The sequence below is a fragment of the Rhodococcus sp. P-2 genome (genome assembly GCF_016598535.1).
GTDB classification, from domain to species: Bacteria; Actinomycetota; Actinomycetes; order Mycobacteriales; family Mycobacteriaceae; genus Rhodococcus_F; species Rhodococcus_F baikonurensis.
Genome location: NZ_CP066779.1, coordinates 1,904,760 through 1,929,650, shown reverse-complemented (window position 1 = coordinate 1,929,650; position 24,891 = coordinate 1,904,760). Strand labels below are relative to the sequence as shown.

Below are 24,891 nucleotides of genomic sequence, written 5' to 3'. Positions count from 1 at the left end.
TCGGCCATACGGCATGACCCCCTGTGTGCCTTTCCGATAATGCCACCACCAGAAAGGCGCACAGGGGCTTGCCCCTAAAGCTCCGCTCGTACCACCTTCGCGGCTTCGACGAGGTTACGCAGCGACGCTTCGACCTCGATCGGCCCCCGTGTCTTCAATCCGCAGTCCGGATTGACCCACAATCGTTCGACCGGAACAGCTTTGAGTGCTTCGCGTAGCGACTCCGCGATCTCGTCGACGCTCGGCACGCGTGGCGAGTGGATGTCGTAGACACCCGGACCGACGCCGAGGTCGAACCCGACCGAACTGAGATCGTCGAGCACCTCCATGTGTGATCGCGCAGCCTCGATGGACGTGACGTCCGCGTCGAGACCGGCGATGGCACCGATCACCGCTCCGAACTCGGAGTAGCACAGGTGGGTGTGGATGGCGGTGGAATCCGCGACGCCCGAGGTGGCCAGCCGGAAGGCGCCGACCGACCAGTCCAGGTAGGCGGGCTGGTCCGCAGCACGCAGTGGAAGTAGCTCACGCAGTGCCGGTTCGTCGACCTGGATGATTCCGATACCGGCGGCCTGCAGATCGACCGTCTCGTCTCGAATGGCCAGTGCGACTTGATTTGCCGAGTCGGCGAGCGGTTGGTCGTCGCGGACGAACGACCAGGCCAGAATGGTGACGGGCCCGGTGAGCATGCCCTTGACCGGCTTGTCTGTCAGCGACTGTGCGTACGTGATCCAGTCGACGGTCATCTGCTTCGGACGTGAGACGTCGCCGTACAGAATCGGCGGACGCACGCAGCGGGTACCGTACGACTGGACCCATCCGTTGGCGGTGGCGAAGAACCCGTCCAACTGCTCCGCGAAGTACTGCACCATGTCGTTGCGTTCCGGTTCGCCGTGAACGAGTACGTCGAGGTCCAATTTTTCTTGGAGTGCAACAACTTCGGCTATCTCGGCGCGCATGCGCTCGATGTACTCGGCTTCGTCGATCTCGCCCTTGCGCAGCGCCGCGCGAGCGATACGGATCTTCGACGTTTGTGGGTACGAGCCGATAGTCGTCGTGGGCAGCGGTGGCAGAGAAAGCAACTCGTCCTGGGCAGCGCGGCGCTCGGCGGCGGGCGCGCGACCGGTCGCCGAGCTCAGAACGGCGTCCAGCCGGCCTCGAACGCTCGCGTCATTGAGTCTGCGATCGTCCTTGCGGGTCGACGCTGCAGCTCGTGCCAGCGCGAACTCGTCCTCCACCGACTCTCGCCCCTGCGTGAGAGCGGTTGCGAGAGTGACCACTTCCTTGACCTTCTCGGTGCCGAACGCGAGCCACGAGCGTAGGGCCTTGTCGACATCGGCTTCTGCGTCGAGAGTGTACGGAACGTGCAGCAGGGAGCACGACGTGGAGACGGCAAGAGTATCCACGCTGCCCAACAGAGCACCCAACGTGCTCAGTGCCGAATCCAGATCCGACCGCCAGATGTTTCGTCCGTCGACCACACCGGCGACGACCAGTTTGCGAGCGAGTTCGGGGACGGAGCCGATCGAATCCTGACCGGCCACCAGATCGACGGCAAATCCTTCGACACCGGTGGACGCGAGTGCGGGCAGCGCGTCACGCAGCGAGCCGAAGAACGACGCCAACAGGATCGACGGCCGCTCGGTCAGTGCCGAAAGCTGTTCGTACGCAGCGCGTGCCGCTTCGATTTCCTCGTCGGTGCGATCACCTACGAGAGCCGGTTCGTCGAGTTGAATCCACTCCGCGCCGGCCTTCGCGAGCCGACCGAGTAGATCCGCGTAGAGGGGGAGCAGTTCGTCGAGCCGCGAGAGCAGCGGCTCGTCTGTGCCGACAGCCTTCGAGAGCAGCAGGAAGGTGACCGGTCCGATGACGACCGGGCGGGCTGCAATGCCGTCGGAAAGTGCTTCTGCGAGTTCGGACAAGACCTTGGACGGGTCGAGTGCGAACGTGGTGGACGGTGAAATCTCCGGCACCAGGTAGTGGTAGTTGGTGTCGAACCACTTCGTCATTTCGAGTGGCGCGATGGTGTCCGTCCCACGGGCAGCGGCAAAGTAGCGGCCCAACGGATCGGCGACCGACGCGACGCGGTCGGGCAGCGCGCCGAGAAGAACTGCGGTGTCGAGCATCTGGTCGTAGAAGGAGAAGGTATTGACCGGGATGGAGTCGAGGCCCAGGTCACGGAGGTCGGCCAAGCCCTGCCGACGGAGGTCACGGGCGACAGCCTGCAGGGCGTCGGCGTCGATGCGCCCTGCCCAGTAGCTTTCGGTTGCCCGCTTGAGTTCTCGATGAGGACCGATGCGCGGTGAGCCCAGCACGGTCGAAGTGAACGTTGTTGTCACGGAGTTTCTCCAGATTGCCAATGCATTGATGGCCACTGCCGGCAGACGGGTACACCTCACGAGACCTCGAGTTTCGGCGGACAGTACTGCCCGCACCGCACACGAGGTCCGATGGAGATCTACACGCCCATTCCACGAGGCGGTGGACCGTCGGGCACGGCGTGCCCGACACAGTCGGCAGGTCTTCGGACTCGCGGGCACTCGATCGAGTTGGATCGAACCTACTGGCCGTCGCTTCCCAGGCGGATGCCCAGTGCACATAAACGGCGGTCGTTCCTGCTTACCGCTGCGGGACAGTCCCGGATTTTCACCGGGTTCCCTCTCACTCCGTCAGCTTGCGCTGACGGGGCTTCGACGCCGGGAACGGTCTTCGGGGCTCCTCATGACCGTGCCGGGCGAACCAGCTGCATCGATCAGCATAAGGCCAACCCTCCCTGCGCAGTCAAGGAGAGTCGGCGAAGGGCGCTACGCGCGTGACATGTAGGAATTCGAGTCCGGTGGTACGCGCGGAAGATTCTCGGAGGAACGTAGATTCTCCGCCATTTCCACAAGCAGATCCTGCGAAGACGGTGAGAGATCGACGACCCGAGCAGTGAGGTTTCGCAGGCGCACGTTGTGCAGCTGTTCGAGAAGTGAGAGGTCTGCTTCGCCACCGGAGATGGTCGGTGGAGTGTGGTCGGACGGGGCGTAGAAGTAGTCCGGATGGACGTTGAAGAAGTGGGCGAGGGCAGCGACCACTTCGGGTGACGGGTTGGTTCGGACGCCGGTGCGTAGTTGCGACAGGTACGGCGTCGAGATGCGGCAACCGAACTCGGTCATGCCGCGAACGACCATCGCGTTGGTGACGTGAAAGTCGGCAGTCTCGAACAGCGAGTTCAAGCGATCGTTGAACTGGTTCGACATGAGACGTCCCTTCCCCCGTTACGCACAGGCTCCGTCGATTCAATTAACTGCATCATAGCCAGTTATCGAACGATTAGCTGTTTTGGATTCTCACGAAGGGGGTCGTTTGCAGGGAAAATCCCTAGGGTAGAAGGTCCCTACTTTGAGTGATCTGGACAAATCGTCATCAAGAATCGAACGGCGGACTATTTGCCGGCGAAGCGGATTCCGGCATCGCGGATCAGAGCCAGCCGTTCGACTCGGCGATTCTCACGGCTTCGGCGCGGGTCGTGGCACCCGTCTTACCCATTGCGGACGACAGGTGATTTCGAACTGTCCCTGCGGACAAGAACAGCGCCCCCGCGATGGCCGCCACGGGTGCGCCGTCGTGAGCAGCGCGCAGTACTTGGGTCTCACGCTCTGTCAGGGGCGACTCACCGCTGACGAGGCTGTCAGCCGCAAGGGTGGGATCGACGACGCGCAGTCCGGCATGAACACGCCTGACCGCGTCGGCAAGCTGCCTGGCAGGTGTGTCCTTGACGACGAACCCGCCGGCCCCCGCGTGAAGGGCTTTACGGAGAAATCCTGGGCGCCCGAAAGTGGTGACGATCAGAACCCGGGTCTCGGGTGCTGCTTCGCGAAGGGCCGCTGTCGCGGCGATACCGTCCATGCCGGGCATCTCGACGTCGAGAAGTGCGACGTCCGGACGGTGCTCGAGTACGGCAGCCACCACCTCGTCACCGCGGCCGACCTCGGCCACCACGGACAGATCGGATTCCAGATCGAGTAGCGCGGCCAAAGCTCCTCGCACGAGCGCCTGGTCGTCCGCCAAGAGCAGCCGTATGGTTGCTCGATCGCCCTGGTTGCTCACACTTTCTCCTGTTCGACGACCTGAAGTGCAAACCCTTGCGGTTCGGGATGAGTGATGATCACTCGTGCGCCCGACGCGCCGGCCCGCTCACGCAATCCGATCAGACCGTTGCCGGAAGACGTCGACCCGGCCCCTCGTCCGTCGTCGACGACAGATGCGCTTCTTTCGTCGACCGTGATCCGACAGTGTGTTGCTCCGCTGTGCCGAACCACGTTGGTGACACCCTCACGGATCGTCCATGCGAAGAGTTCTCGGAGGCGAGTGGGGACCATGTCGGTACTGCTCGGCACGTCGTCCTCGATACCTGCCGCACGCAATGCCTCTCGTGCACGGGCTATCTCGACGGGAAGTGAAATTCCACGAAATCCTTCGACGGCCGATCGCACGTCCGCAAGCGCGTCTCGAGAGAGTCTTTCGAGATCGTCGAGTTCGCTGCGCGCACGTTCTATGTCGACGTCCAGTAGGCGGTTGGCCAGTTCAGCTTTGATCGTGATGACGGTCAGCGAGTGCCCGAGGATGTCGTGCAGATCGCGCGCCATCCTCGTTCGCTCTTCCATGATTGCCCGCTGCTCCTGCTCTTCGCGTTCATGGAGCATGGCGAAGTTGCGGCTGATCAGGGACATGATGCCCCAGGTCGCGAATGCGGCCGCGCAGACTCCGAGGGAGAGCCCGGAGTAATTACCCCACCCGGACGAGAGGCTGACTATCTCCACGGAGGCTGCAAACACCAAGGCGAGAATGCCGCCCGCGACGGTCGGCAGCAGCGTCACCGCTGTCACCGCGAGATACGGTGCGGCTGCCAAACCCGTCGGCCCGACGCTGACGATCATCACGGCGGCCAACGCGGTCAGAGCGGCCAGAGCCAGCGCAGCTTCGCGAATTTTCGGCCGAGTCATTGTCATTCGGCGCCGCTGCTGAGTTGTGGCGAACGTGTACAGGTAGAGCGCACTGAAGGTGATCGTCGCGAGAATCCCTGTCCAGCCGCGCACTTCGTCGCGCAGATTCCATCCCTCGATCAGCGGTCCGCCGAGAAATACCATCCAGACCGCCGCGAAGAGAACACCGAAACGATTCCGCCGCGGTAGCGCGACGGAATCGTTTCGGTCAGTCGTTTGCGACAACTACACACGCTCCGTATCTCGTTGGAACCGCCAGATCGCTCCGCCGGCGAAGATGGCGAACCACACCAGGATATTGACGATCCAGGTCCAGTGAATGCTATTGCCGGTCAACGGTGCGTGGGCGAGGGCATTGATGCCGAACATCGGCGTGAACTGTGCGATGGTCGCCCACACGGAACCGTCGGTGAGAGGTACGAAGAGTCCGCCGCCGAAGGCGAGCAGGGCCAGTCCAGGGCCGAGCAACTGCATGACGTTCTCACTGGGGAGCAGATACCCCATGAACAGGCCGAAGGCCGCGAAGATCGACGACCCCAGCCAGGCGATCAATGCTGTTGTGAACCAGAGCGATCCGTCCATCTGCGCAGACGTGAACGCGCCGACGACGTAGACGACAAGGATCGAGACGAGACCGAGCAGCATCGCCATGATCAGTTTGACGGCGATGTAGGCGACCGGCGTCAGTGGAGTCAGGCGCAGTTGCCGGCTCCATCCCGACGCTCGTTCGATCGAGACCATCGCTCCGCCACTCGTAGTGGCCAGCATCGCGCCGTACAGGGCCATGCTGATCATGATGTACGCGGCGACATTGCCGTGCCCGATCCCGTGGTCGTCGTCGCCTTGACCGAGCCCGAAGACGAGGAAGAAGACGACCGGCATGACGAGTGTGAAGATCATCGTGCGCCGATTGCGGGTCAGACGACGAAATTCCAGTCGCAACAAGGTCGTGTTGAATCCGCCCAGTGGTACGACGGTTCGCTCGGCTCCGTAGGTGTTCGCTTCGATTGCAGTGGTCATCACTTCTGTCCTTCGGAGTTGTTCGACGTGAGTGCGATGAATGCGTCTTCGAGGCCACGCGAGACGATTTCGAGATCGCGAGCCTGCGTGTTGGTCAGCAGGAACCGTGCAACGGCATCGGTGTCGCCCGAGTGCACGAGCAATGACTCACCACGCACCTCGACGGCGTCCGAGTTCGGTATGGCTCGCAGCAGTTCGTCGGTGATACCGGGGACTCGTGCGCGCAGGGTGCGCCCGGACGCCATCGCCTTGACCTCGGCGGTGGTTCCGTCGGCGACGACTGTGCCCTGCCGGACCAGGATGATGCGGTCGGCGTAGACATCGGCCTCTTCGAGGTAGTGCGTCGCAAAAAGCACAGTGCGACCGTGATCTGCGTCGGCGCGGATGGCGGACCAAAAGTCCCGACGCCCTTCGACGTCCATACCGGTGGTCGGCTCGTCGAGAATGAGCAATTGGGGGTTCGACAGCAACGCCATCGCAAACCGCAGGCGCTGTTGTTGTCCGCCTGAGCATTTGCTGACGAGGCGATCGGAGATGTCGAGGATTCCGGCTCGCCCCAGCACTTCGTCGACCGGACGGGATTGGGCGTACAGGCTGGCGGTCAGCTGCACGGTCTCGGCCACCGTCAGTTCTTTGAGCAGCCCGCCGGTCTGCATGACTGCAGACACGAGTCCGCGGGCGATCGCCGATCGGGGTGACATTCCGAAGACGCTCACGTCGCCCGACGTCGGTCGGGACAGTCCGAGGATCATGTCGATGGTTGTCGTCTTGCCTGCGCCGTTCGGGCCGAGGAACGCGACGATCTCGCCGGGGCGGATGCTCAGGTCGATGCCCTTGACGGCGTCGACGGTTCCGAAACTCTTGCGAAGTCCGGTCAACCGGACGGCGTCGTGTGCCGATCCTTCAGTGAGTGTGTGCGGTGCCTGTGGTGAATGCCGTGCCTGTGCTGAGGTCATACATAGAATCTGCTCGCTTCGAGGACATGAGCCCTCGTCCGTCCGTCATTCTTCTGCCATGACATTTGTCATCGGGTCGGCCGGTATCTGTTTCGGTGCACTTTGGCCGAGCCGGGCGAGGACCAACCCCGCGATGATTGCTGCGCCACCCACGGCTTGGAGTGCGGTCACGGATTCCCCGACCAGGATCCACGCGGCGACGACCGCGCACAGCACTTCGGTCAGTGCTACCAGAGATCCTATGGTCGGTCCCAGCAGCGTGATCGCGGCGATGCCGGTGAGATAGGCGATGACAGTGCTGACCAGGACCAGGACCGCCACGGGCAGCCACACGCTCACCGAGTGTTCTGCCACGACTGCGTTCGAGGCCGAGAACTCGAGGGGGAGGATGCCGACGAGCCCGAGTGCGCCGATGACCAGTGCGCTGACCGTGAGCCCCGAAGCCGCGAGCACAACAGGCTGGAGATCGCCGTCCGCACGTTCGGAAATGACGAAATAGACTGCAAGGCATGCCGCTGCGGCCAGTCCCCACGCAACTCCGACGGCACTGATCTCTGCCGATCCGAAGACGTCGATCACCACTGCGGCGCCGATCAAGGCAACCGCCGCACCGAGAAGTGTCTGCACGCTCGGCCGCGCGCCTTTGGTGATCCACACCCATCCGATGACGATGATCGGTGCAAGGTATTCGAGGAGTAATGCGACTCCGACCGAAAGATGTTGCACAGCATTGAAGAAGCACAGTTGAACGCCGGAAATCGCGAACACTCCGTACAGCAGTACGGTTCGCGTGTGGGCGCCGACCTGTCGTAGGCGAGGCCATTGGGTGGCTACCGCGATCACCATCATCACCAGTGCGCCGCCGGCCACGCGCGCGAACACCGCGCCGCCGGGGGACCACCCTGATTCGATGAGAGATTTCGCGAACGGGCCCGAGACGCCGAACGTTGCCGCGGACAGCAGAGCAAAGATCAAACCGTTGCGAGAGTTCACGGGGGCACCTGTCAGGAGTAAAAGCGATTATGATGCTGACATTAGGTTGACAAAGCTCAGGAGTCAAAGTGCATTTTGCTGGTGACACGGAATCGGCGCTCGTCTTCGCCGCGTCGTTGGTCAACACGGCTCGCGGTGGCGAGGAACTGTTGCCGGATTCAGGGGAACTGACCAGGTTCCTCGACGCCGATCGTTGGACCGGCCGGCGGGACGGCACTCTGGAGGAATTGGCGGCGGTTCGTGCACTGCGTCCACGACTGCGAAAGTTCTGGGAAGCCACGGGAGTGGACGACGCCGTCGAGGTGGTGAACTCACTGCTTCTCGAATCGGGCGCGAGGCCGCGGCTCACCAGGCACGATGATCTCGGCTGGCATCTGCACGTCACCGCTGACGATTCGCCCCTCGTGGACCGGATGGCTGCAGAAGCGGCAATGGGTGTGCTCGATCTGATCCGAACCGACGAATTCTCGCGGTTGCGATGGTGCGAGGCTCCCGACTGCGAAGCGGTCTTCGTGGACTTGTCGCGCAATCGGTCGAAGCGATACTGCGACACCGGAAACTGTGGGAACAGGGCGCACGTCGCCGCCTATCGTGCCCGTAAATCCGGGGCGTGACCAAGCGGTGTTCGCAGGGATAGAACCAGGCTGAGCGAATACCTTGTCGGGAGCCAGAATCGGTCTAGCGTTGTGAATTCGGAACAGATTTCGCGAAGCTAGGAGGACGGTCGGTGGCCGATCGTAGGCGTCCGCTCAAGACGGTGACCGGTGTCAGCGGGGCGGTGAGCATCTACGACGCCGCGATCGATCCGTCGACTTCGACGGTCGCGTCCGCGATCGAAGTCGCAAAGACGGCCGAGGCGAACAAGATCGACGGACTGTTTGCCGCCGATCTCCTGAGCTTCGGTGCGCAGGGTGCGATCGGCGCGCAGGAGCCGTTGATCTTCCTGGCTGCGCTGAGTGCGGTCACCACTCATGTGGGGCTCATCGCGACAGTCACGACGACGTTTCATCACCCGTTCAACCTCGCACGGTTGTTCGGCACCCTGGACCACGTCAGCAATGGTCGAGCCGCATGGAATGCCGTCACTTCCTCACTCGGAGAAGAGAACTACAGTGACCTGGACCTGCCGAGCCCGGAGGAGCGCTACGCCCGAGCGGCCGAATCGCTCGAAGTTGTCAACGCGCTCTTCGACAGCTGGAAGCCCGGCGCCTTGATTCAGGGAGAGGGCTCTGCGGTGCTCGATCCGTCGAGGGTGGTCCCCATCGAGCACCGAGGTAAGTACTTCACCGTGCAGGGACCGTTGAACATACCCTCTCTGCCGCAGCGTCGCCCGGTCCAATTCCAGGCAGGCCAGTCTGCTGGAGGTATCGAACTGGGCGCTCGCTTCGCGGAGGTCGTATTCACCTCTCTCGCAACCTTCGAGGACGCGGTCACCTACACGAAGACGATCCGCGCCCGGGCGGCAGAGTTGGGGCGCGGAGACGAACTACCACTGATATTCAGCTCGTTCCACGCAACGTACGGTGCCACCGAAGCCGAAGTCGAACGATTGGTCAGAGAGGCCGAGGAATCAACGGACTTCGACGCCGGACGCACCAGGCTTGCCGACATGTTCGGCGGTGACGTGGATTTCTCGGAATTGCCGCTCGACCGGCCGATCCCGGAGTCGTTGTTACCGGACCCGTCGTCGGTGAATCGACGACGGGGCCGGGTCGAGATCTTCGGCAAGCTCGCGTCACAGGGAAAGACATTGCGTGAGTTGATCATCGCGTCCAAGGATACGGGCCACTGGGCAGCGGCAGGCACCCCGGAACAGCTCGCGGACGCAATCGAGGAACGATACGACGCAGGTGTCCTCGACGTCATCACGCTCGGTGACCTTGCGGATCCGCGTACACGCGACTTCGTCACGAACGGACTGCTGCCGGAACTGCGCAAGCGTGCAATCGTGGGATCCGACTACGTCGGAGGTACCTTCCGTGAGAACCTCGAATTGCCTCCGCTGCCACCAGTTTCCGGCGCCTAGTTGTTGGAGGCGAGTGAGCGCATGAAGAACATGAGGTTGGCCGGTCGTTCCGCGAGGCGACGCATGAAGTAGCCGTACCACTGGCTGCCGTAGGGAACGTAGACCCGCAGGTGATTGCCTTCGGCTACCAATCTGCGTTGTTCGCCGTCGCGGACGCCGTAGAGCATCTGGAATTCGAAGCTCTCGGTTGTCCGCTCGGTCAGTGAGGCGAGTTCGAGGGCGGCATCGATCATCGTGGGATCGTGGGAGGCGACCATCGGGTATCCGTCGCCTTCCATCAAGACCTTCAGGCAACGCAGGTACGACGCATCGACTTCGGCGGGCTTTTGGAACGCGACGCCGGCCGGTTCCTGGTATGCGCCCTTGCACAGCCGGATTCGTGAACCTGGTCCGGAGAAGTGCCGGCAGTCGGCCTCGGTGCGGTGTAGATACGCCTGCAGGACCGTGCCGAGCGTCGGGAAGTCACGGCGCAACTCCTCGACGATGGACAGTGTCGAGTCGGTGGTGGTGTGATCCTCCGCGTCGACGGTGACCCATGCGCCCACTTCGTTTGCCGCTGTGACGATTCGGTGTGCATTCGCCAGGGCGATCTTCTCGCCGTCACCGGGAAGTGCCTGCCCTAACGCCGAGAGCTTGAGCGAAACCTCGAGGGAGCGGTGCGTCCCCGCCGCTTCGGAAAGCGTTGCGTACGAGCGGAGAAGGGAGAGATAGGCATCGACGGTAGCTGTTGCCTGAGCTGGATCGGTAGTGTCCTCGCCGAGGTAGTCGACCGTCGCGAACCGGCCACTGGTCAGGATGTCACGTACGGCCGAGACCGCTGCGGGTTCCGCGTCCCCGGCGACGAACCTGTCTACCAGCTTGCGGGTCAAGGACATCCCGGAGACTGTCTTCTCCAGCCGCGACGAGCGTGCCGCCGCCAGCAGTACCGGCCGCAACGGGTTGCTCAGAGAGACGTTACTCATCAACGGTTCTCGCTCTCGGCTGGATCGACGTCCTGGTGTGGGTAACGATGATCGGTGGGAGGAACGAAGGTCTCCTTGACGGTACGCGTCGACGTCCAACGGAGCAGGTTCTGCGGTGAACCGGCCTTGTCGTTGGTGCCCGAAGCCCGCGCGCCCCCGAAGGGCTGTTGCCCGACAACCGCGCCCGTCGGTTTGTCGTTGACATAGAAGTTTCCGGCGGCAAACCGCAGACCGTGGTGAGCTTGATCGACGGCCGCACGGTCGGTGGCGATCACGGCACCGGTCAGGGCGTAAGCGGATCCGCTGTCGACGCGAGCGAGGATGTCGGCGTAGGCATTCGGTGCGGAGTCGTCGTAGACGTGCAGGGAGAGTATAGGGCCGAAGTACTCGGTGCTGAAGGCCTCGTCACTGGGGTCGTCACCGAGCAGGACCGTCGGCGAGATGAAGAATCCTTCGCGGTCGTCGTAGTCGCCGCCTGCTGCGATGGTGAGGCTGCTGGTCGACTTGGCGCGGACGATCGCGGCGGCGTTTCGGTCGAACGAACGCTGGTCGATGACGGCGCCGCCGAAGTTCTGCAGGTCGGTGACGTCTCCGTACTTCAGCGACGACACAGTGTCGATGAACGTGTCGCCCATCTTGGCCCACACCGACTTCGGGATGAACGCGCGTGATGCGGCCGAACACTTCTGTCCCTGGTAGTCGAAGGCCCCGCGAATCAATGCCGTCGTGAGTACGTCCGGGTCTGCGGAACTGTGTGCGAGTACGAAGTCTTTGCCGCCGGTTTCGCCGACAAGACGTGGGTACGTCCGGTAGTTCGAGATGTTGGCTCCGACTTCACGCCACAAGCGCTGGAACGTTGCGGTCGATCCGGTGAAGTGGATGCCCGCCAGGCGGGGGTCGGCCAGCGCGACCTCGGACACCGTGGGGCCGTCGCCGAGAACAAGATTGATCACCCCGGGCGGAAGACCGGCGGCTTCGAGTAGTTGCATCGTCAGGTACGCCGCGACGGCCTGCGTCGGTGACGGCTTCCAGATCACGGTGTTGCCCATCAGGGCCGGTGCGGTGGGTAGATTTCCGGCGATGGCGGTGAAATTGAAGGGCGTGATCGCGTAGACGAAGCCTTCGAGTGGTCGATATTCGACGCGATTCCACACTCCCGGAGCGGAAACGGGTTGGTCGGCGAGTATCTGGCGAGCGAACGCTACGTTGAAACGCCAGAAGTCGACGAGTTCGCAGGGGGCGTCGATCTCGGCCTGATATGCGGTCTTCGACTGGCCGAGCATTGTTGCAGCGGCGATAGTTTCGCGCCACGGGCCGGAGAGAAGATCGGCGGCGCGGAGGAAGACCGCAGCGCGGTCGTCGAACGAGAGGTCGCGCCAGGCGGGGGCGGCGAGGGTTGCGGCGTCGATGGCGTCACGAACGTCCGAGTGCGTTGCGCCCGCATACGATCCGATGACTGAACTGTGACGGTGTGGTTGAACGACGTTCTCCGGCTTGCCTTCCGCAGTTCGGTGGAAACCCCCGATGACCTGCCTGATGTCGGTCGGTGTTTCGGCCAGTTCGGTCAGTTTCGTACGTAGGCGTGATCGTTCCGGGCTTCCCGGTGCGTAATTGTTCACCGGTTCGTTGGCGGGGTGGGGGACATTGGTAACGGCGTCCATGACGATCCTTCGGCAGACTCAGGAGTGGGCAGTTGTCGTGTCGTGAATCAGTCAAGTCGAAAAGCGTCGGCGAGTAATCCGCTGAGCGGCCAAACATCGGTGTCCGTGTTTGTCCGATCGTCTGAACCGTTTTCGCAGGAAAATGCACTATTCTCGAAATTGAGGTGTTGCGACGGTCCGGAGAGTGGGTGGTACGTGTCTATCCGTGGGGTCAGGCTCGACGCGGTCCTTCGGGCGCTGGGCGGAGCTTTTGTCGAGCTCGTCCTCGCGCCGTCGGACGCTGACGTCTTCGTCGACTCCGTGGTGTTCGCAGAGGCCGGGGACCTCACGCGCCCCGGAACCGAGGGCGTCGAATCCTCTGAGCTCTGGCTCGCTGTCGGTATCGACGCAGCCGAACTGGCGGCGTGGCTGAACCGTCTCGATCAGAAGGAATCAGCGCCACGGGCTGTCATGTCGAAGGAGGTCGCGGGCACGTCGGTGCAGGTCGTGGCACAGCGCGCCGGAATCGCCTTGATAGCTGTCCACCCGGATGCTCGTTGGGATCGATTGTTCACAACGATCCGGGGCGTGCTCGATCATTCGGTGTCCCGACAGGATTCGGACGACATCGTATTCGGTAGTGACACAGACTTGTTCGAGCTGGCGCAGAACGTCGCCGCAATCACGCGGGGGATGGTCAGCATCGAGGACGAGCGTTCCCACGTCTTGGCCTATTCGGCATCGGGAGATGCTGCGGACGAACTACGCCGGCAATCGATCCTCGGTCGCGAAGGCCCTCGCGAATACCTCCGAAAGCTGCAGGAGTGGGGCATCTTCGAAAGCCTGCGGCGAAGCGACGACGTAGTCGAGGTGCCTGCTCACGAAGACCTCGCGATCAGGCGACGGTTGGTGGTCCCGATACGCAGGATCTCCGAGAACAGCAAGGGGGAGAGCGGTTTCAGTTTCGATCTTCTCGGCACTATCTGGGTTCAGGAAGGCCCGGTACCCATCGCCGGCGATGCCGACAGTGTGCTTCGCGGTGCCGCGGCCGTTGCTGCTCGGCTGATTTCGCGCATCCGAGACGCGCCGAGTAACGAGGCGATACAGATTCAGCGGTTGCTCGGGGTTCGCGGCGGCGGTGTCGATGTTCCTTCGCTCGCGGCCTCGTTGACCATCCCGATGTCCGGACCGGCGATGGTGGTCGGCGTTGCGAGTATCGGCGACGGTGGGCTGCCGTCTTCGGGCGAACTCGTGTCGTCTTTGCGACTGCACGCCAGCGCCTTTCAGCGTGAATCGCTGGTGAGTGCCGTCGGCACTCGGATCTATGTGCTGTTTCCGCGAACCCAATCCGCGAAATCCACAGTCTCGTGGACCCGTGAAGTTGTCGCGCGTTTGGACAAGGTGTCGCCTTCGGGTTTGCGGGCCGCGGTCTCTTCGCCGGTTTCGACGCTTGCGGAGGTCGCCCAGGCTCGGGCCGAAGTGGATCGGGTCTTGGACGGAACGTCGGGGGATATTCGAGTGACCACTCTCGCGGACTCGCGCACGCCGGTGCTGCTGGGCGAAATCATGGACACGATTGCGGCCGACGAGCAACTGCACGATCCGAGAGTCGACGCCCTGGACGTCTACGACAGACGCAACGGGTCGAACATGCGCGAAAGCATTTCCGTTTACCTCGCACATTCGGGCGATGTCCGACGCGCATCCGAGCAGCTTCGGATTCACCCGAACACACTCAGGTATCGGATCAAGAGGGTCGAGGAGATCACGGATACCGACCTGTCCGAGCCGTCGGCCAGGCTGTTGATGGAGATTCAGTTGGCGGCGTCCGCTCGGGCAGTGAGTTCGCCGAACCTGTCGGACCCCAGCAGTACTCTTCGCGAATGATCGACTCAGCGAAGGTGCCAGGCGCAGCGCGCGCGTACTTCGACGCCGGCGACGCCCGCGACGTGTTCACCGAAGACGCCGTGGTGCGCGACGACGGCCGGACGTACGTCGGCATCGGAGAAATCGTGGCATGGAAATCCGCGGTGTCGACCGCGTTCACCTTCACCCAGAAAATCGAGTCGGTGCACACCCCTGGCTCAGCTGTTGTCGTGTCGGTGAACGTCGAGGGGGATTTTCCCGGAAGTCCCATCCGGTTGCACCATCACTTCACTCTCGACGGTGATCGGATTTCCGCTCTCACGGTGTGCCCCTGATGCCCACCGCCGACGAACTGCTCGGTAAATCCGTCGTAGCCGATCTGGCGGGCTGCCTCGAGCGAGCCTCCGGTCACACACGCCTCGCCCTCGTTCGGGGCAGTGCATCCGAATTCGACGGAATGAGTCTCGGGGAACGCACCCGCGTCGTACGGGACGCGATGACTGCCGAACTGCCTCAGGATCTTCCGGTCTTCGCCGAGGTCATCCGCCGTGCGCTTTCAGAGGTGACCTTCACTGGTTGGATGATCTGGCCGGTCACCGAAGCCGTCGCCGTCACGGCGACACGAAGTGGCTCCGAGTCGGATTTCGACGAGGGAATGGCTCTCCTTGCTGAGCTGACGTCGCGTCTGACCGCCGAATTCGCGATTCGCACATTTCTCGAAACGAACCTCGACCGTTCGCTGGCGATCGCACTCACCTGGACCGGCCACGAAGACGAACACGTCCGGCGCTTGGCGACCGAAGGCACTCGTACTCGTTTGCCTTGGGGACGACGGGTGAAAGAATTGACGGCGCGTCCCGAGTCGACAATCGTCATTCTCGACCAGCTGTATCGGGATGATTCGGAATATGTACGACGTTCAGTCGCAAACCATCTCAACGATCTCAGTCGTGCTGACTCAGCGCTCGCCGTGTCGACTGCGAAGCGTTGGTTGCAGACACCGGATTCCAACACACTGAAAATCGTCAAACATGCATTGCGGACGTTGATCAAGGCCGGCGACCCAGATGCTCTGTCTCTCTTGGGTTTCGCGCCGCCCACCGACGTCGTGGTCGAAGGTTTCGTCATCGACCGAGAAGTAGTCGATGCGGGTGGAGAACTCACCTTCGATTTCGCTGTCACGAACAACAGCAGCGAGTCCGTCACCGTCGTGATCGATTACATCGTCCACCACGTGAAGGCCAACGGGACGACGACGCCCAAGGTCTTCAAACTGACAACACGAACACTGGAACCCGGGGTGCCGGCCCGCATCGCGAAGAGGCATTCCTTCAAACCGATCAGTACCCGGAAGTACTACGCGGGCGACCATGCCGTCGAAGTGCAGATCAACGGCGTACGTCAGGTAAGAGGCGAGTTCCGCTTGGACGCGTGAGTGACCCCACCCGTCACTCACGCGCTGATCAAATGCCCGCACTGACGTCAGCGCATGACCTGTACCTGTTCGGCGATGTCGGCAGCCAGGGCCATCGCAGTCAGAGCGAGGCCGTTGTTGAGGTCGTATCGCAGTTGCCCGACATGGCCGTCCTGGACAGCGCGGACTCGTTTCCACGTCGGCGACTCGGCTTCGACGGCGTCGGGGTTCTGTAGTAGTACGAAGTCGGCCTGGTCGAAGATGGCGAGCTCCTCGAGGCTGTAGAACGTCGAGTCCTTCCGATCGGGCGCGGCATGGGCGGCGTCGGTCAAGACGTTCAGGCCGAGGTCCTGTGCAACCGATACGGCGAACGTGTTGTTCTGAAGCCAGATCTGGCCGTTGTCTGCGCCGGCTATCGTGATCGACTTTCCTTCGAGCAGTCCACCGATCTTGGCCCGCGCTTGTGCAAGTTCGGCGTTGTAGCGGGCGATGACGCGTTCGGCGACTTCGCGGCGATCGAGAGCCGTGAGTTGCGCGGTCATGGCCTGCTTCCAGGACGAGCCCGTCGTGCCCTCGTCGACGACGAGCACCGGAGCGATGTCAGTGCCGAGCAGGCCTTTGTCCTGGTAGTAGTCCCACCAGCCTTTCCCGACGACCAACAGATCGGGGTCGAAGCTCAGTATCGATTCGGCGTTCGGTTCGTTGTTCGTCCCACCGAGGCGAGCTGCGCCGGCGGGTACCTGCTGCATGAGTTGCGACTTCGGATCCCAATTGGTCGCGACGATCGGGTACTCGGCCAGTAGCGCAAAATCGAGGGCTCCTCGGGCTTCGAGCACCACCACACGCTTGGGGTCCCGCGGGAGGCGGTAGGCCTGGTCCGCGACGACGATGTCGACCCATTCGTCCGAGGCGTCGGTGCCGCTGGATTCGCTCGAACATGCAGACAGTGCGCCCAGTGCACCGAGCGCCGCTGCACCGGTCAGGAACCCGCGTCGTGTCAAGGAATCGATCAGACGGGTGAATTCGCCGTCCACATCCTTTGTCGACTGCAAGAGGGTTTCGGTTGATTCGATCACAGGCATGAGAAGGCACAGCTCCATCTGGTGTTCTGGGCATTTGAGGGTGCCTTTTCAACCTATTCGACCGTGACCGCCGACGCCTTGCTCGAAAACGCCAACCGCTCACCAGATTTGGCCAGTCCGCGTTGGCGGGTGTCGCAGAGCTCCCTCCTCGGATTCGGCTCGTTGTGGAGGGGCGCGCCCATCCGATCCGAACTCGAGGTATCGTGACCGACATGCAGCGCGTCTATTTCTGGTTTAGCAGGCCGGCCCCGGGTGGGCTTGCCGGCGTAACCACGCGCTGACAACCTCCACCCAAGAGCCGGACTACAGACCGGCTCGCTGGAGTTTCTCTTCATCTCTGGGGTCGGCCTGAGAACAGGAAACCGAAAACCCCATGACTGTCACCATCGACACCACCGCAGCTTCGGACAGCCTCGACGATCAGCGGACTGTGAGTATCAGTCCGCTCGTGTCACCGGCGACTGTTCGGGCCCAGCACGCTCCGGACGAGGTCGCGGCCGCAACCGTGCGCACCGGGCGTGCTGACACCATCAACATCCTCAACGGTGACGACGACCGTTTGATCGTCGTCGTCGGTCCGTGCTCCGTGCACGATCCGGAAGCGGCGATGGACTACGCCCGCCGGTTGGCTGCCAAGGCAGAGGAGTTGCGGGACGATCTGCACATCGTCATGCGCGTCTACTTCGAGAAGCCGCGCACCACTCTCGGGTGGAAGGGCCTGCTCAACGACCCCCACCTCGACGGCACGTTCGACATCAACACCGGGCTCGGTATCGGCCGCAAGTTGCTGCTCGACGTGTCGAGTCTGGGCCTGCCGGTCGGCTGCGAGTTCCTCGACCCGATAATGCCTCAGTACATCGCCGATCTGGTCAGCTACGGCGCGATCGGTGCCCGGACCGCTGCGAGCCAGGTGCATCGCCAGCTGTGCAGCGCGCTGTCCATGCCCGTCGGCATCAAGAATTCCACCGAAGGTGATGTGCAGGTAGCCGTCGACGGTACCCGCGCGGCGGCAGCGAGCCACGTGTTCCCCGGAACGGATCTCGACGGCCAGGCTGCCTTGATTCGTACCGCGGGCAACCCCGACTGCCATGTCATTCTCCGTGGCGGCAGCGACGGACCGAACTACGACGCCGAGACCGTCGCGGACACCCTTGCCCGACTGCGTAAGTCGAACCTGCCCGAGCGCGTGGTCATCGACGCGAGCCACGGTAACAGCAGCAAGGATCACGAGCGTCAGGTCATCGTGCTGGACGACATCGCAGCTCGTCTCGCCGGCGGTGAACAGGGAATCGCGGGTGTCATGTTGGAGAGCTTCATCGAGGCCGGTCGTCAGGACCTGACCTTGGGCAAGGCGGACGAGCTCACCTACGGCCAGTCGATCACCGACGCGTGCATCGACTGGTCCACCACGGCAGCACAATTGGACCGTTTGGCGCAGGCCGTTGCGGCTCGGAGGGGCTGACGCCCCCGTGCGCGTTTAGGGAGTGCCTGGACTCGCTAAACGCGCACAGGGCCGCTAGGCCAATACTTCTCGCGTGGCCTCGACCAGGCGCTCCAGCCAGGCGTCCGTGCCGACGGCCTGACGAAGTGGCTCGTTGGGCAATTCGATGCTGACCGGCAACCCGGCAGGCAAAGTCGACCAGATGTCGGCCAGGGCGATGCCGCCGGTGCCGGGCACCAGACGCTCCTCGCGGGCCTGACGGATCAGCTCTGCATCCGCCGTGGGAGCAGGAATCGAACCGTCACACATCTGGGCGTAGTGCAGCCACTCGCGCGGGATGGAGGAAAGATCCTCCAGCGTGGTCGCCGAGCGGTCGGTGTGGAGCGCGTCGACGAGAACGCTCCGAGCCGGACCGTCTGCCGCCGAGACGATCTCGATGGCTGCACTCGCATCAGGTACCGCGGTCCACGGCATGAACTCGAGGGAAGCGACGATGCCGTAGTTCGCGCACAGTTCCGCGAGGCGGGCATAGGAGTCCGTGAGCCGAGCGCGGTCGCGGTCGTCACCGCCAACCAGAACGGCTTTGGCTCCGAGCTGTGCTCCGGCTTCGAGCAGCGGAACGTAGTCGGCGGGGTCGAAGTCGGCTGCGAGACGGATGATTTCGAGGTCGAATATCTCGACCGGTGAATCGTCCAGTCGACGAACCAGTTCGTTCAACCCCTGCTTGTCCTCGTGCAGAGGATAGGCCGTCGTGCCTGGTGCCGCGGGCATCAGACGAATGCCGATGGTGTCGAAGCCGTGTTTTTCGGCCAAGTCGACGTGTTGCATCGGAGCCGTGTCCAGCACCGTGAGGGCCGCAAGCCCCAGCGAGGGTGTCATGCGTGCGCTCCAACTGTCGTGGCGGCGGCCAGTTCCCGACCTGCCAGATAACCGAACGTCATGGCCGGGCCGAGGTTGATGCCGCCCGACGGGTAGTGCCCGCCCATCACGCTCGCCTGATCGACGCCGACGGCGAGCAATCCCTCGATGGGGCGGTCGTTGTCGTCGAGCACATGCGACGACGAGTCCGTCACCAGGCCGGCGAAGGTGCCGAAACTCCCTGGCACCACTTTCACCGCGTAGTACGGACCCTTCTGCAACGGCGCGAGCGACGGGTTCGGCCAAGGGTTGGCTGCATCTCCGGAACCTCGGTTGAATGGTGTTGTACCGCGACCGAACTCGGGGTCGTCACCGGCCACAGACCCGATGTTGAAGGCTGCGACGGTTTTCTCCAACTGCACGGGGTCGACGCCGATCTTCTCGGCCAAGTCCCGAAGAGTGCGCCCACGCGTGAGGTATCCGGAGCGCAGGTACGGCTGGATCGGGATCGGCAGGGGCTTGGCCATGCCCAGCGGGAGGTATCGCACATACTGTTGATCGGCGATCAACCACGAACACACTTCTTCTCCCTCGGGAACCTGCTCGACCATCGCGAGTGTGTAGTCGTGGTACCCGAGTGCCTCGTTGACAAAACGCTTACCATTCGCGAGAACTCCGATGACACCGGGCTTTCCGCGGTCGAGGATGTGCGGAAATACCCCTTCCTTGCCGTTGCGGTAGCGAACGATCGAGACGGGGCAGTACGCGACAGGGGATGCGAGTGTGCGGTCCAGGCGGCCACCCACGGATTCACCGAGGGTGATGCCGTCACCGGTGGTTGTCTTCGGGGTGAGCGACCAATGCTCGTTTCCGGTGGGGGTCCGGGGGAACAATTCGCGTCGTCGGTCGATGTCCTGCGCAAAGCCACCGGTGGCCAGTACGACACCGCGTCGGGCACTTACCGAGTAGGCACCGTCCGGGCCTTCCAGGCGGACGCCGACAACGCGGCCGTCGTCATCGGTCTGGAGCGACGTTGCCGACGTCTTCACCCGAATATCAACCCCCAGATCGAGTGCAGAGCGCAGCATCATGCCGACCAACGCGGTGCCGTTGACGAGTTGCTGACCACGGCGCTTGGTGGCGAGGTCGAACATGTGCTTGGTGACTCGAACACCGCAGTGCACAAATGCTTTCGGCGAGCGTGTCGAGTGCAGGAAAGCCTGCAGATCAGGGCCGGCCATGATCCCCATGCCGAGGAACGACGTCTCGTACAGTTGTCGACGAAGCAGCGCCGCGACATCGGCGCCGAGCTTTCGCAAGCTCACCGGTGTCGGTCCGACGGAACGGTGGCCCGTGCCGGCTCCCGGTGTGTCGCCGTGTATGTCGGCGATCTTGGCTCCGGGAACGAACTTCAGCGCGGTCTTGCGTTCGAAGAATTCGACCATCTCGGGTGCGCCGTCGAGGAGTGCATCGACCTTGGAGGCGTCGAAATTGTCGCCGAGTCGGTTTTCCAGATATGTCCGCGGCGCCGAACGGTCCTCGACAACTCCGTCGGCGATGGCAAACATGTTGCGCGGGGTCCACATCCAACCACCAGACCATGCCGTTGCACCGCCGCAGGTGTCGGCCTTCTCGACAACGAGTACCGACGCGCCGCCATGTGCTGCGGCAATTGCCGTGGAAAGCCCGCCTGCGCCGGAGCCCACGACAACCACGTCGTAGGTGAGGGGGGTACTGCTACTCATTTCTGCTCCTTGGCAGTTGTTGCGAGGGTCGGTGTCGATGTCAGATCGACAACCTTCCCGGTTCGTGACGATTCGTAGATTGCGGCGATGATGGCAAGTGACGCGCGGGCGTCGCGGCCGGTGACGGCGGGTTCGCGCCCGGTCAGGACGGCATCGGCGAAGTCCTGTACCTGCAGGGTATGGAAGTCGGTCAGTGCCGCATTGACGGCTCCCACATCGAGATTGGCGTCGACGTCGGCGGAGTACGGCGACTGGAACTCCACTTCGCCCGGCACGGTCCAGATTTCGTTGACACCCTCGTGCCCTTCGGGAAACTCGAGGACGCTGGCCATGGCACCGGTGCGCCCGATCACTGTCACACGGTTGCCCAGATTGTGATTGGCACCGGTAGTCGCGGTGACGGTGGCGGTGCCGCCCGAGGCAAAGGAGATCACAGCTGACGCGCTGTCCTCGGTCTCGATGTGCTCACCGTGTGTATGGGTGCGGATGAAGCCACTGACCGACACGGCCTCGCCCATGAACCAGGCCAGCATGTCTATCTGGTGTACCGCCTGCGTCATGAGCACGCCGCCGCCATCGGTATCCCAGCGTCCGCGCCACGCGTCGGCCGAGTAGTAACTCGACGGGCGGTGCAGGATGACCGACGCCTCGCCGAGCGTGGGCAGTCCGATCCGGCCGTCGTCGATGGCGTCCCGGATCCGACGCGCTGCAGGCCAGAATCGGCGTTGGAAGAGCACCCCGAACGTGATCCCGGCGCGGTCGGCGGCATCGATCATGCGGTCGGCGGCAGCAACATCGACTGCGATGGGTTTCTCGCACAACACATGTACACCAGCCTCGGCAGCCGCAACGACCACCTCTTCGTGTACCGGATGGGGCGTGCAGACGGTACAGGCGTCGAGTCCGAGGGCCAGAAGTTGTTCCACGGAACTCACGGCTGCGGGAATGCCGTGGAGTGCCGCGAATTCCTGGGCGCGTCCGAGATCGGGGTCGCAGCAGCCGATTACCTCGACACCGGGTACTTGTTGCAGGGCGCGGGCATGGTTGCCGGCGATCTTGCCGCAGCCGACGATTCCGACTTTCAGCGTCATCAGAAATGTTCCTCTGCCTCGACGTCCCGTGCCGCAGACTCGCCGCGGTCGAGACTGTTCAGTGCTTCGATGTCCTCGCCGGTGAGGGTCACGTCGAGTGCTGCCAGGTTCTCGGCCTGGCGCGTCGGATTCGCGGACCGCGCGACCGGAACCACGCCCTGCGCGACATGCCAAGCAAGAACCACCTGCGCAGGGGTGCAACCCATTCGATCGGCGATCTGGCTTACAACGGCATTGCCGAGCACGTCGCCCCGGCCGAGCGGACTCCAAGACTGAGTGAAGATGCCAAGTTCGTCGTTTGCGCGGCGAACCGGGATTCGAGCGAGCGACGGGTCCATCTGAATCTGGTTGACTGCCGGTGCCTCGCCGGTTTCAGCGACGACGCGGCGCAGGTGGTGCTCGAGGAAGTTCGACACTCCAACGTACCGAACCAGCCCGGCGTCGCGGCAGGCCAGCATCGCCTCGAATGACGAGACGTAACGATCGATCCGCGGGAGCGGCCAGTGGATCAGGAACAGATCGAGTTGATCCAGTCCCAGTCGTTCCAAGCTCTGCTCGAGCGCTCCGCGGATGTCACCGGAAACCTGGTCGTTTCCACGAAGTTTGGTGGTGACGAAGAGTTCTTCTCGCGGTAGACCCGATGTCGCCAGCGCTACGCCGACGGCGTCCTCGTTGCCGTAGATCGCGGCGGTGTCGATGAGGCGGTACCCGGCCTCGATTCCGGAGAGCACCGAGTTCGTGGCGTCGGCACCGACCAGTGGCCAGGTTCCGAGTCCGATGGGTGGCAACGCAGTTGCCACCGGTGCGGCTGTCTGTGCGCTCATGCGTGAACCTCCTGACGGGCCGCAGCAGCGGCGGTGATGGTGACGGCAACGTCGGCTGCGGTCACGAGTGCGGCATGGATGGACCCGCCGTCACCGCTCGCGTCGCCGACGGTATGGACGCCGAGTCGTGGTGCCAGTGAACGGAGTTCGGTCAGAAGCTCCGAGCGCGGCTCGACGCCTTGCGAGATCAGCAGCTCGCCGGGGGCGTCGACTTCGCTCAGTACACCGCCTGTCGAGATCGTGACCGACTCGGCGTCGACTTTCGTGACGATCGAGCTCAGGTAGGTCGTGAGGTTCTCACTTGCGGCCAGGCGCGGCAGCAGCACGATCTTGCCGCGTCGGCCGACGTCGTGTGCGATGGTTTCCTGCGGGCCGATCATGACGACCTGTGTGCCCTTCTGGAGCAGATCGTCTGCGACGGCAGCAGCCTCGCGGTCGGCGCCGAAGATGGTGATTGCTTCGGGGGCAGGATCGCCGGAGACGAGGAATTCGCGGACGTCGCGAACGGTACGGGTTGCTGCTCCGGGGAGATCGACCACGGGGCCGACGCCGCCGGCGGCAAGAACTATCGCGTCGAAATCGCCACCAGAGAGCAAAGCGGCATCTGCTCTGGTCGAGGTGTGGCACTGCACCCCGAGTTCGGCCAGTTCCGCGAGGTACCAGTCCACTATCCGCCCGTATTCGGGATACTCGTGCAGCGTCGATGCCAGAGCGAAATCGCCACCGAGGCTAGGGCGTTCGTCGTACAGGTCGACGCGATGGCCGGCAAGTGCGAGGTCGCGGGCAGCGGCCATTCCGGACGGACCTGCACCGATGACGGCGACCCGCACGGTGGCATCAGCCGGCTGTGTGGGCTGATCCAGTTCACGTCCGACCCACGGGTTGACGGAGCAGGGAATGGGGCCGGCGGCCAGGCTGTCGATGCAGTAGTTGCAGGCGATGCAGGGTCGGTACCGGCCACCGTCGATGGCGCGATTCGGGAAGTCCGGATCAGCGTGCAACGTACGAGCCATGCTGACGAAGTTGGCTTGCCCGGATTCGATGATCCGCGCGGCGGTCTCCGGCGACGTGATGCGTCCGGCCACACCCACCGGGATGTCGAAGTCGCGCTGGTACTGCTCGGAGTACGGCGCGAGGAGACCGCGCGACCATTCACCGGGCTGGATGATCCATTGTCCCGCTTCGTAGTTGCCTGCTGAGACGTCGAGGAAATCGAGTCGGTCGGTGTCGATGGCGTCGATGCGGGCGCGGGTTGTCTCGGCGTCGAGTCCGCCGTCGACACCTTCGAAAGCTGAGAACCGAAGTCCCAGAGTAATTCCCGGAGCATGCTCGTGTACCGCAGCGATGACTCTGTTGACGAAGAGGGTTGGCTCCGCCCACTCGTCGTCTCGGTGATTGTAAGCAGGGGAGAGGAACTGGTGGATCAAGTACCCGTGGCCGCCGTGTAGGGAGATGACGTCGACGCCGGCCTTCTGGCAGCGCGCCGCGGCTTCACCGAAACACTCGATGATGTGCTCGATGTCGTCGCCGTCGAGTTGTTCGGGCATCTCGCCGCCGACGACCATGCACGGAATCGGTGTCGGCGCAACGGGAACAAATCCGCTGACCGACCCCTGCGCCGTGCGTCCACCGTGGTTGAGTTCGACTCCGACGAGGGCGCCGTGTGCGTGGATCGCCTCGACCATCTTCTTGATGCCGGGAATCCGTTCGTCGACGTCGACACCCATCTGCCGGATGCGACCCTTGCCGTCGGCGCGCACGTAGCTCGCTTCGGTGAAGATCAGTGCCGCACCACCTTCGGCGCGGCGGGCGAGGTAGGCGATGTACTCGTCCGTCATGGTGCCGTCGACTTCGCAGTAGTTGCGTTCCATCGGAGCGGACACGAACCGGTTCCGAAGGCGGACGGTGCCCATGTCGAGCGGTTCGGCGAACGGTGCAGTCACGTTCATCAGTGCTCCCGGTACTTCTCGAGAAAGTAGACGTTC

The 24,891-nt window shown here is 63.2% G+C and carries 21 protein-coding genes and 1 riboswitch; of the genes, 6 read left to right on the top strand and 15 right to left on the bottom strand.

What is annotated here, in order from left to right; genetic code table 11:
* Positions 1-74: 74 nt before the first annotated feature.
* The 7 genes from metE to I7X09_RS09085 all read right to left on the bottom strand — a co-directional run bounded on the left by metE (position 75) and on the right by I7X09_RS09085 (position 7,957).
* Complete coding sequence (gene metE, locus I7X09_RS09115; protein WP_200316453.1) at positions 75-2,339, bottom strand: 5-methyltetrahydropteroyltriglutamate--homocysteine S-methyltransferase; 2,265 nt, start codon at positions 2,337-2,339, stop codon at positions 75-77.
* 159 nt (positions 2,340-2,498) lie between these two features.
* Positions 2,499-2,707, bottom strand: a riboswitch (cobalamin riboswitch).
* Between the two features lie 97 nt (positions 2,708-2,804).
* On the bottom strand, positions 2,805-3,242 hold the full coding sequence (locus I7X09_RS09110) for a helix-turn-helix domain-containing protein (RefSeq protein ID WP_124567623.1): 438 nt from the start codon (positions 3,240-3,242) through the stop codon (positions 2,805-2,807).
* A gap of 220 nt (positions 3,243-3,462) precedes the next feature.
* Positions 3,463-4,092 carry a response regulator transcription factor gene (locus I7X09_RS09105; RefSeq protein ID WP_095968766.1) on the bottom strand — a complete coding sequence of 210 codons (630 nt, stop codon included), beginning with the start codon at positions 4,090-4,092 and terminating at the stop codon, positions 3,463-3,465.
* Positions 4,089-5,213: a sensor histidine kinase gene (locus I7X09_RS09100; protein WP_200316452.1), complete on the bottom strand. Its 1,125-nt coding sequence runs from the start codon at positions 5,211-5,213 to the stop codon at positions 4,089-4,091. Before I7X09_RS09100 ends, I7X09_RS09105 begins: the two co-directional genes overlap by 4 nt.
* Positions 5,214-6,008: an ABC transporter permease gene (locus I7X09_RS09095; RefSeq protein ID WP_166809295.1), complete on the bottom strand. Its 795-nt coding sequence runs from the start codon at positions 6,006-6,008 to the stop codon at positions 5,214-5,216.
* Positions 6,008-6,964: an ABC transporter ATP-binding protein gene (locus I7X09_RS09090; RefSeq protein ID WP_095968769.1), complete on the bottom strand. Its 957-nt coding sequence runs from the start codon at positions 6,962-6,964 to the stop codon at positions 6,008-6,010. Before I7X09_RS09090 ends, I7X09_RS09095 begins: the two co-directional genes overlap by 1 nt.
* Before the next feature lie 45 nt (positions 6,965-7,009).
* The gene (locus tag I7X09_RS09085; protein WP_200316451.1) at positions 7,010-7,957 is read right to left on the bottom strand and encodes an EamA family transporter; all 948 of its coding nucleotides are present in this window, start codon (positions 7,955-7,957) and stop codon (positions 7,010-7,012) included.
* A gap of 68 nt (positions 7,958-8,025) precedes the next feature.
* Here I7X09_RS09085 and I7X09_RS09080 point away from each other — a divergent pair, with 68 nt between their 5' ends.
* A complete protein-coding gene (locus I7X09_RS09080) occupies positions 8,026-8,571 on the top strand; it encodes a CGNR zinc finger domain-containing protein (protein WP_200316450.1) in 546 nt (181 codons plus the stop codon).
* A gap of 113 nt (positions 8,572-8,684) precedes the next feature.
* Positions 8,685-9,983, top strand: a complete 1,299-nt coding sequence (locus I7X09_RS09075) for an NtaA/DmoA family FMN-dependent monooxygenase (RefSeq protein WP_200316449.1) — start codon at positions 8,685-8,687, stop codon at positions 9,981-9,983.
* Here I7X09_RS09075 and I7X09_RS09070 read toward each other — a convergent pair.
* A complete protein-coding gene (locus tag I7X09_RS09070; RefSeq protein ID WP_200316448.1) occupies positions 9,980-10,945 on the bottom strand; it encodes a proline dehydrogenase family protein in 966 nt (321 codons plus the stop codon). The two genes, I7X09_RS09075 and I7X09_RS09070, sit on opposite strands and share 4 nt — an antisense overlap.
* Positions 10,945-12,606 carry an L-glutamate gamma-semialdehyde dehydrogenase gene (pruA, locus tag I7X09_RS09065; protein WP_200316447.1) on the bottom strand — a complete coding sequence of 554 codons (1,662 nt, stop codon included), beginning with the start codon at positions 12,604-12,606 and terminating at the stop codon, positions 10,945-10,947. Before pruA ends, I7X09_RS09070 begins: the two co-directional genes overlap by 1 nt.
* 195 nt (positions 12,607-12,801) lie before the next feature.
* On the opposite strand from pruA, the gene I7X09_RS09060 reads away from it, so the two are divergent.
* Genes I7X09_RS09060 through I7X09_RS09050 form a run of 3 tightly spaced genes read left to right on the top strand, consistent with a single transcriptional unit; the run spans position 12,802 to position 15,886 of the window.
* The gene (locus I7X09_RS09060) at positions 12,802-14,472 is read left to right on the top strand and encodes a PucR family transcriptional regulator (RefSeq protein ID WP_200316446.1); all 1,671 of its coding nucleotides are present in this window, start codon (positions 12,802-12,804) and stop codon (positions 14,470-14,472) included.
* On the top strand, positions 14,469-14,786 hold the full coding sequence (locus I7X09_RS09055; protein ID WP_200316445.1) for a nuclear transport factor 2 family protein: 318 nt from the start codon (positions 14,469-14,471) through the stop codon (positions 14,784-14,786). The genes I7X09_RS09060 and I7X09_RS09055 overlap by 4 nt, the downstream gene beginning before the upstream one ends.
* Positions 14,786-15,886: a DNA alkylation repair protein gene (locus I7X09_RS09050; RefSeq protein ID WP_124567613.1), complete on the top strand. Its 1,101-nt coding sequence runs from the start codon at positions 14,786-14,788 to the stop codon at positions 15,884-15,886. The genes I7X09_RS09055 and I7X09_RS09050 overlap by 1 nt, the downstream gene beginning before the upstream one ends.
* A gap of 47 nt (positions 15,887-15,933) precedes the next feature.
* On the opposite strand, the gene I7X09_RS09045 is transcribed toward I7X09_RS09050, so the two are convergent.
* On the bottom strand, positions 15,934-16,947 hold the full coding sequence (locus I7X09_RS09045; protein ID WP_234036862.1) for an ABC transporter substrate-binding protein: 1,014 nt from the start codon (positions 16,945-16,947) through the stop codon (positions 15,934-15,936).
* Positions 16,948-17,320: 373 nt separating this feature from the next.
* Between I7X09_RS09045 and I7X09_RS09040 the strand changes: the two genes are divergently transcribed.
* The gene (locus I7X09_RS09040) at positions 17,321-18,409 is read left to right on the top strand and encodes a 3-deoxy-7-phosphoheptulonate synthase (protein ID WP_200316443.1); all 1,089 of its coding nucleotides are present in this window, start codon (positions 17,321-17,323) and stop codon (positions 18,407-18,409) included.
* Between the two features lie 54 nt (positions 18,410-18,463).
* Here I7X09_RS09040 and I7X09_RS09035 read toward each other — a convergent pair whose 3' ends face one another.
* Genes I7X09_RS09035 through I7X09_RS09015 form a run of 5 tightly spaced genes read right to left on the bottom strand, consistent with a single transcriptional unit; the run spans position 18,464 to position 24,855 of the window.
* The gene (locus I7X09_RS09035; RefSeq protein ID WP_200316442.1) at positions 18,464-19,267 is read right to left on the bottom strand and encodes a sugar phosphate isomerase/epimerase family protein; all 804 of its coding nucleotides are present in this window, start codon (positions 19,265-19,267) and stop codon (positions 18,464-18,466) included.
* Positions 19,264-20,991: an FAD-dependent oxidoreductase gene (locus I7X09_RS09030; protein WP_200316441.1), complete on the bottom strand. Its 1,728-nt coding sequence runs from the start codon at positions 20,989-20,991 to the stop codon at positions 19,264-19,266. The genes I7X09_RS09035 and I7X09_RS09030 overlap by 4 nt, the downstream gene beginning before the upstream one ends.
* Complete coding sequence (locus I7X09_RS09025; protein ID WP_200316440.1) at positions 20,988-22,082, bottom strand: Gfo/Idh/MocA family protein; 1,095 nt, start codon at positions 22,080-22,082, stop codon at positions 20,988-20,990. Before I7X09_RS09025 ends, I7X09_RS09030 begins: the two co-directional genes overlap by 4 nt.
* Positions 22,082-22,906 carry an aldo/keto reductase gene (locus tag I7X09_RS09020; RefSeq protein ID WP_200316439.1) on the bottom strand — a complete coding sequence of 275 codons (825 nt, stop codon included), beginning with the start codon at positions 22,904-22,906 and terminating at the stop codon, positions 22,082-22,084. Before I7X09_RS09020 ends, I7X09_RS09025 begins: the two co-directional genes overlap by 1 nt.
* The gene (locus I7X09_RS09015) at positions 22,903-24,855 is read right to left on the bottom strand and encodes an oxidoreductase (protein ID WP_200317747.1); all 1,953 of its coding nucleotides are present in this window, start codon (positions 24,853-24,855) and stop codon (positions 22,903-22,905) included. The genes I7X09_RS09020 and I7X09_RS09015 overlap by 4 nt, the downstream gene beginning before the upstream one ends.
* Positions 24,856-24,891 lie beyond the last annotated feature (36 nt).

Bases quoted from the DNA above. Each gene is read 5' to 3' on its own strand.
- I7X09_RS09110 (WP_124567623.1), bottom strand. From the start codon at position 3,242: ATGTCGAACCAGTTCAACGATCGCTTGAACTCGCTGTTCGAGACTGCC.
- I7X09_RS09095 (WP_166809295.1), bottom strand. From the start codon at position 6,008: ATGACCACTGCAATCGAAGCGAACACCTACGGAGCCGAGCGAACCGTC.
- I7X09_RS09090 (WP_095968769.1), bottom strand. From the start codon at position 6,964: ATGACCTCAGCACAGGCACGGCATTCACCACAGGCACCGCACACACTC.
- I7X09_RS09070 (WP_200316448.1), bottom strand. From the start codon at position 10,945: ATGAGTAACGTCTCTCTGAGCAACCCGTTGCGGCCGGTACTGCTGGCG.
- pruA (WP_200316447.1), bottom strand. From the start codon at position 12,606: ATGGACGCCGTTACCAATGTCCCCCACCCCGCCAACGAACCGGTGAAC.
- I7X09_RS09055 (WP_200316445.1), top strand. From the start codon at position 14,469: ATGATCGACTCAGCGAAGGTGCCAGGCGCAGCGCGCGCGTACTTCGAC.
- I7X09_RS09050 (WP_124567613.1), top strand. From the start codon at position 14,786: ATGCCCACCGCCGACGAACTGCTCGGTAAATCCGTCGTAGCCGATCTG.
- I7X09_RS09045 (WP_234036862.1), bottom strand. From the start codon at position 16,947: ATGCCTGTGATCGAATCAACCGAAACCCTCTTGCAGTCGACAAAGGAT.
- I7X09_RS09040 (WP_200316443.1), top strand. From the start codon at position 17,321: ATGACTGTCACCATCGACACCACCGCAGCTTCGGACAGCCTCGACGAT.
- I7X09_RS09035 (WP_200316442.1), bottom strand. From the start codon at position 19,267: ATGACACCCTCGCTGGGGCTTGCGGCCCTCACGGTGCTGGACACGGCT.
- I7X09_RS09030 (WP_200316441.1), bottom strand. From the start codon at position 20,991: ATGAGTAGCAGTACCCCCCTCACCTACGACGTGGTTGTCGTGGGCTCC.
- I7X09_RS09025 (WP_200316440.1), bottom strand. From the start codon at position 22,082: ATGACGCTGAAAGTCGGAATCGTCGGCTGCGGCAAGATCGCCGGCAAC.
- I7X09_RS09020 (WP_200316439.1), bottom strand. From the start codon at position 22,906: ATGAGCGCACAGACAGCCGCACCGGTGGCAACTGCGTTGCCACCCATC.
- I7X09_RS09015 (WP_200317747.1), bottom strand. From the start codon at position 24,855: ATGAACGTGACTGCACCGTTCGCCGAACCGCTCGACATGGGCACCGTC.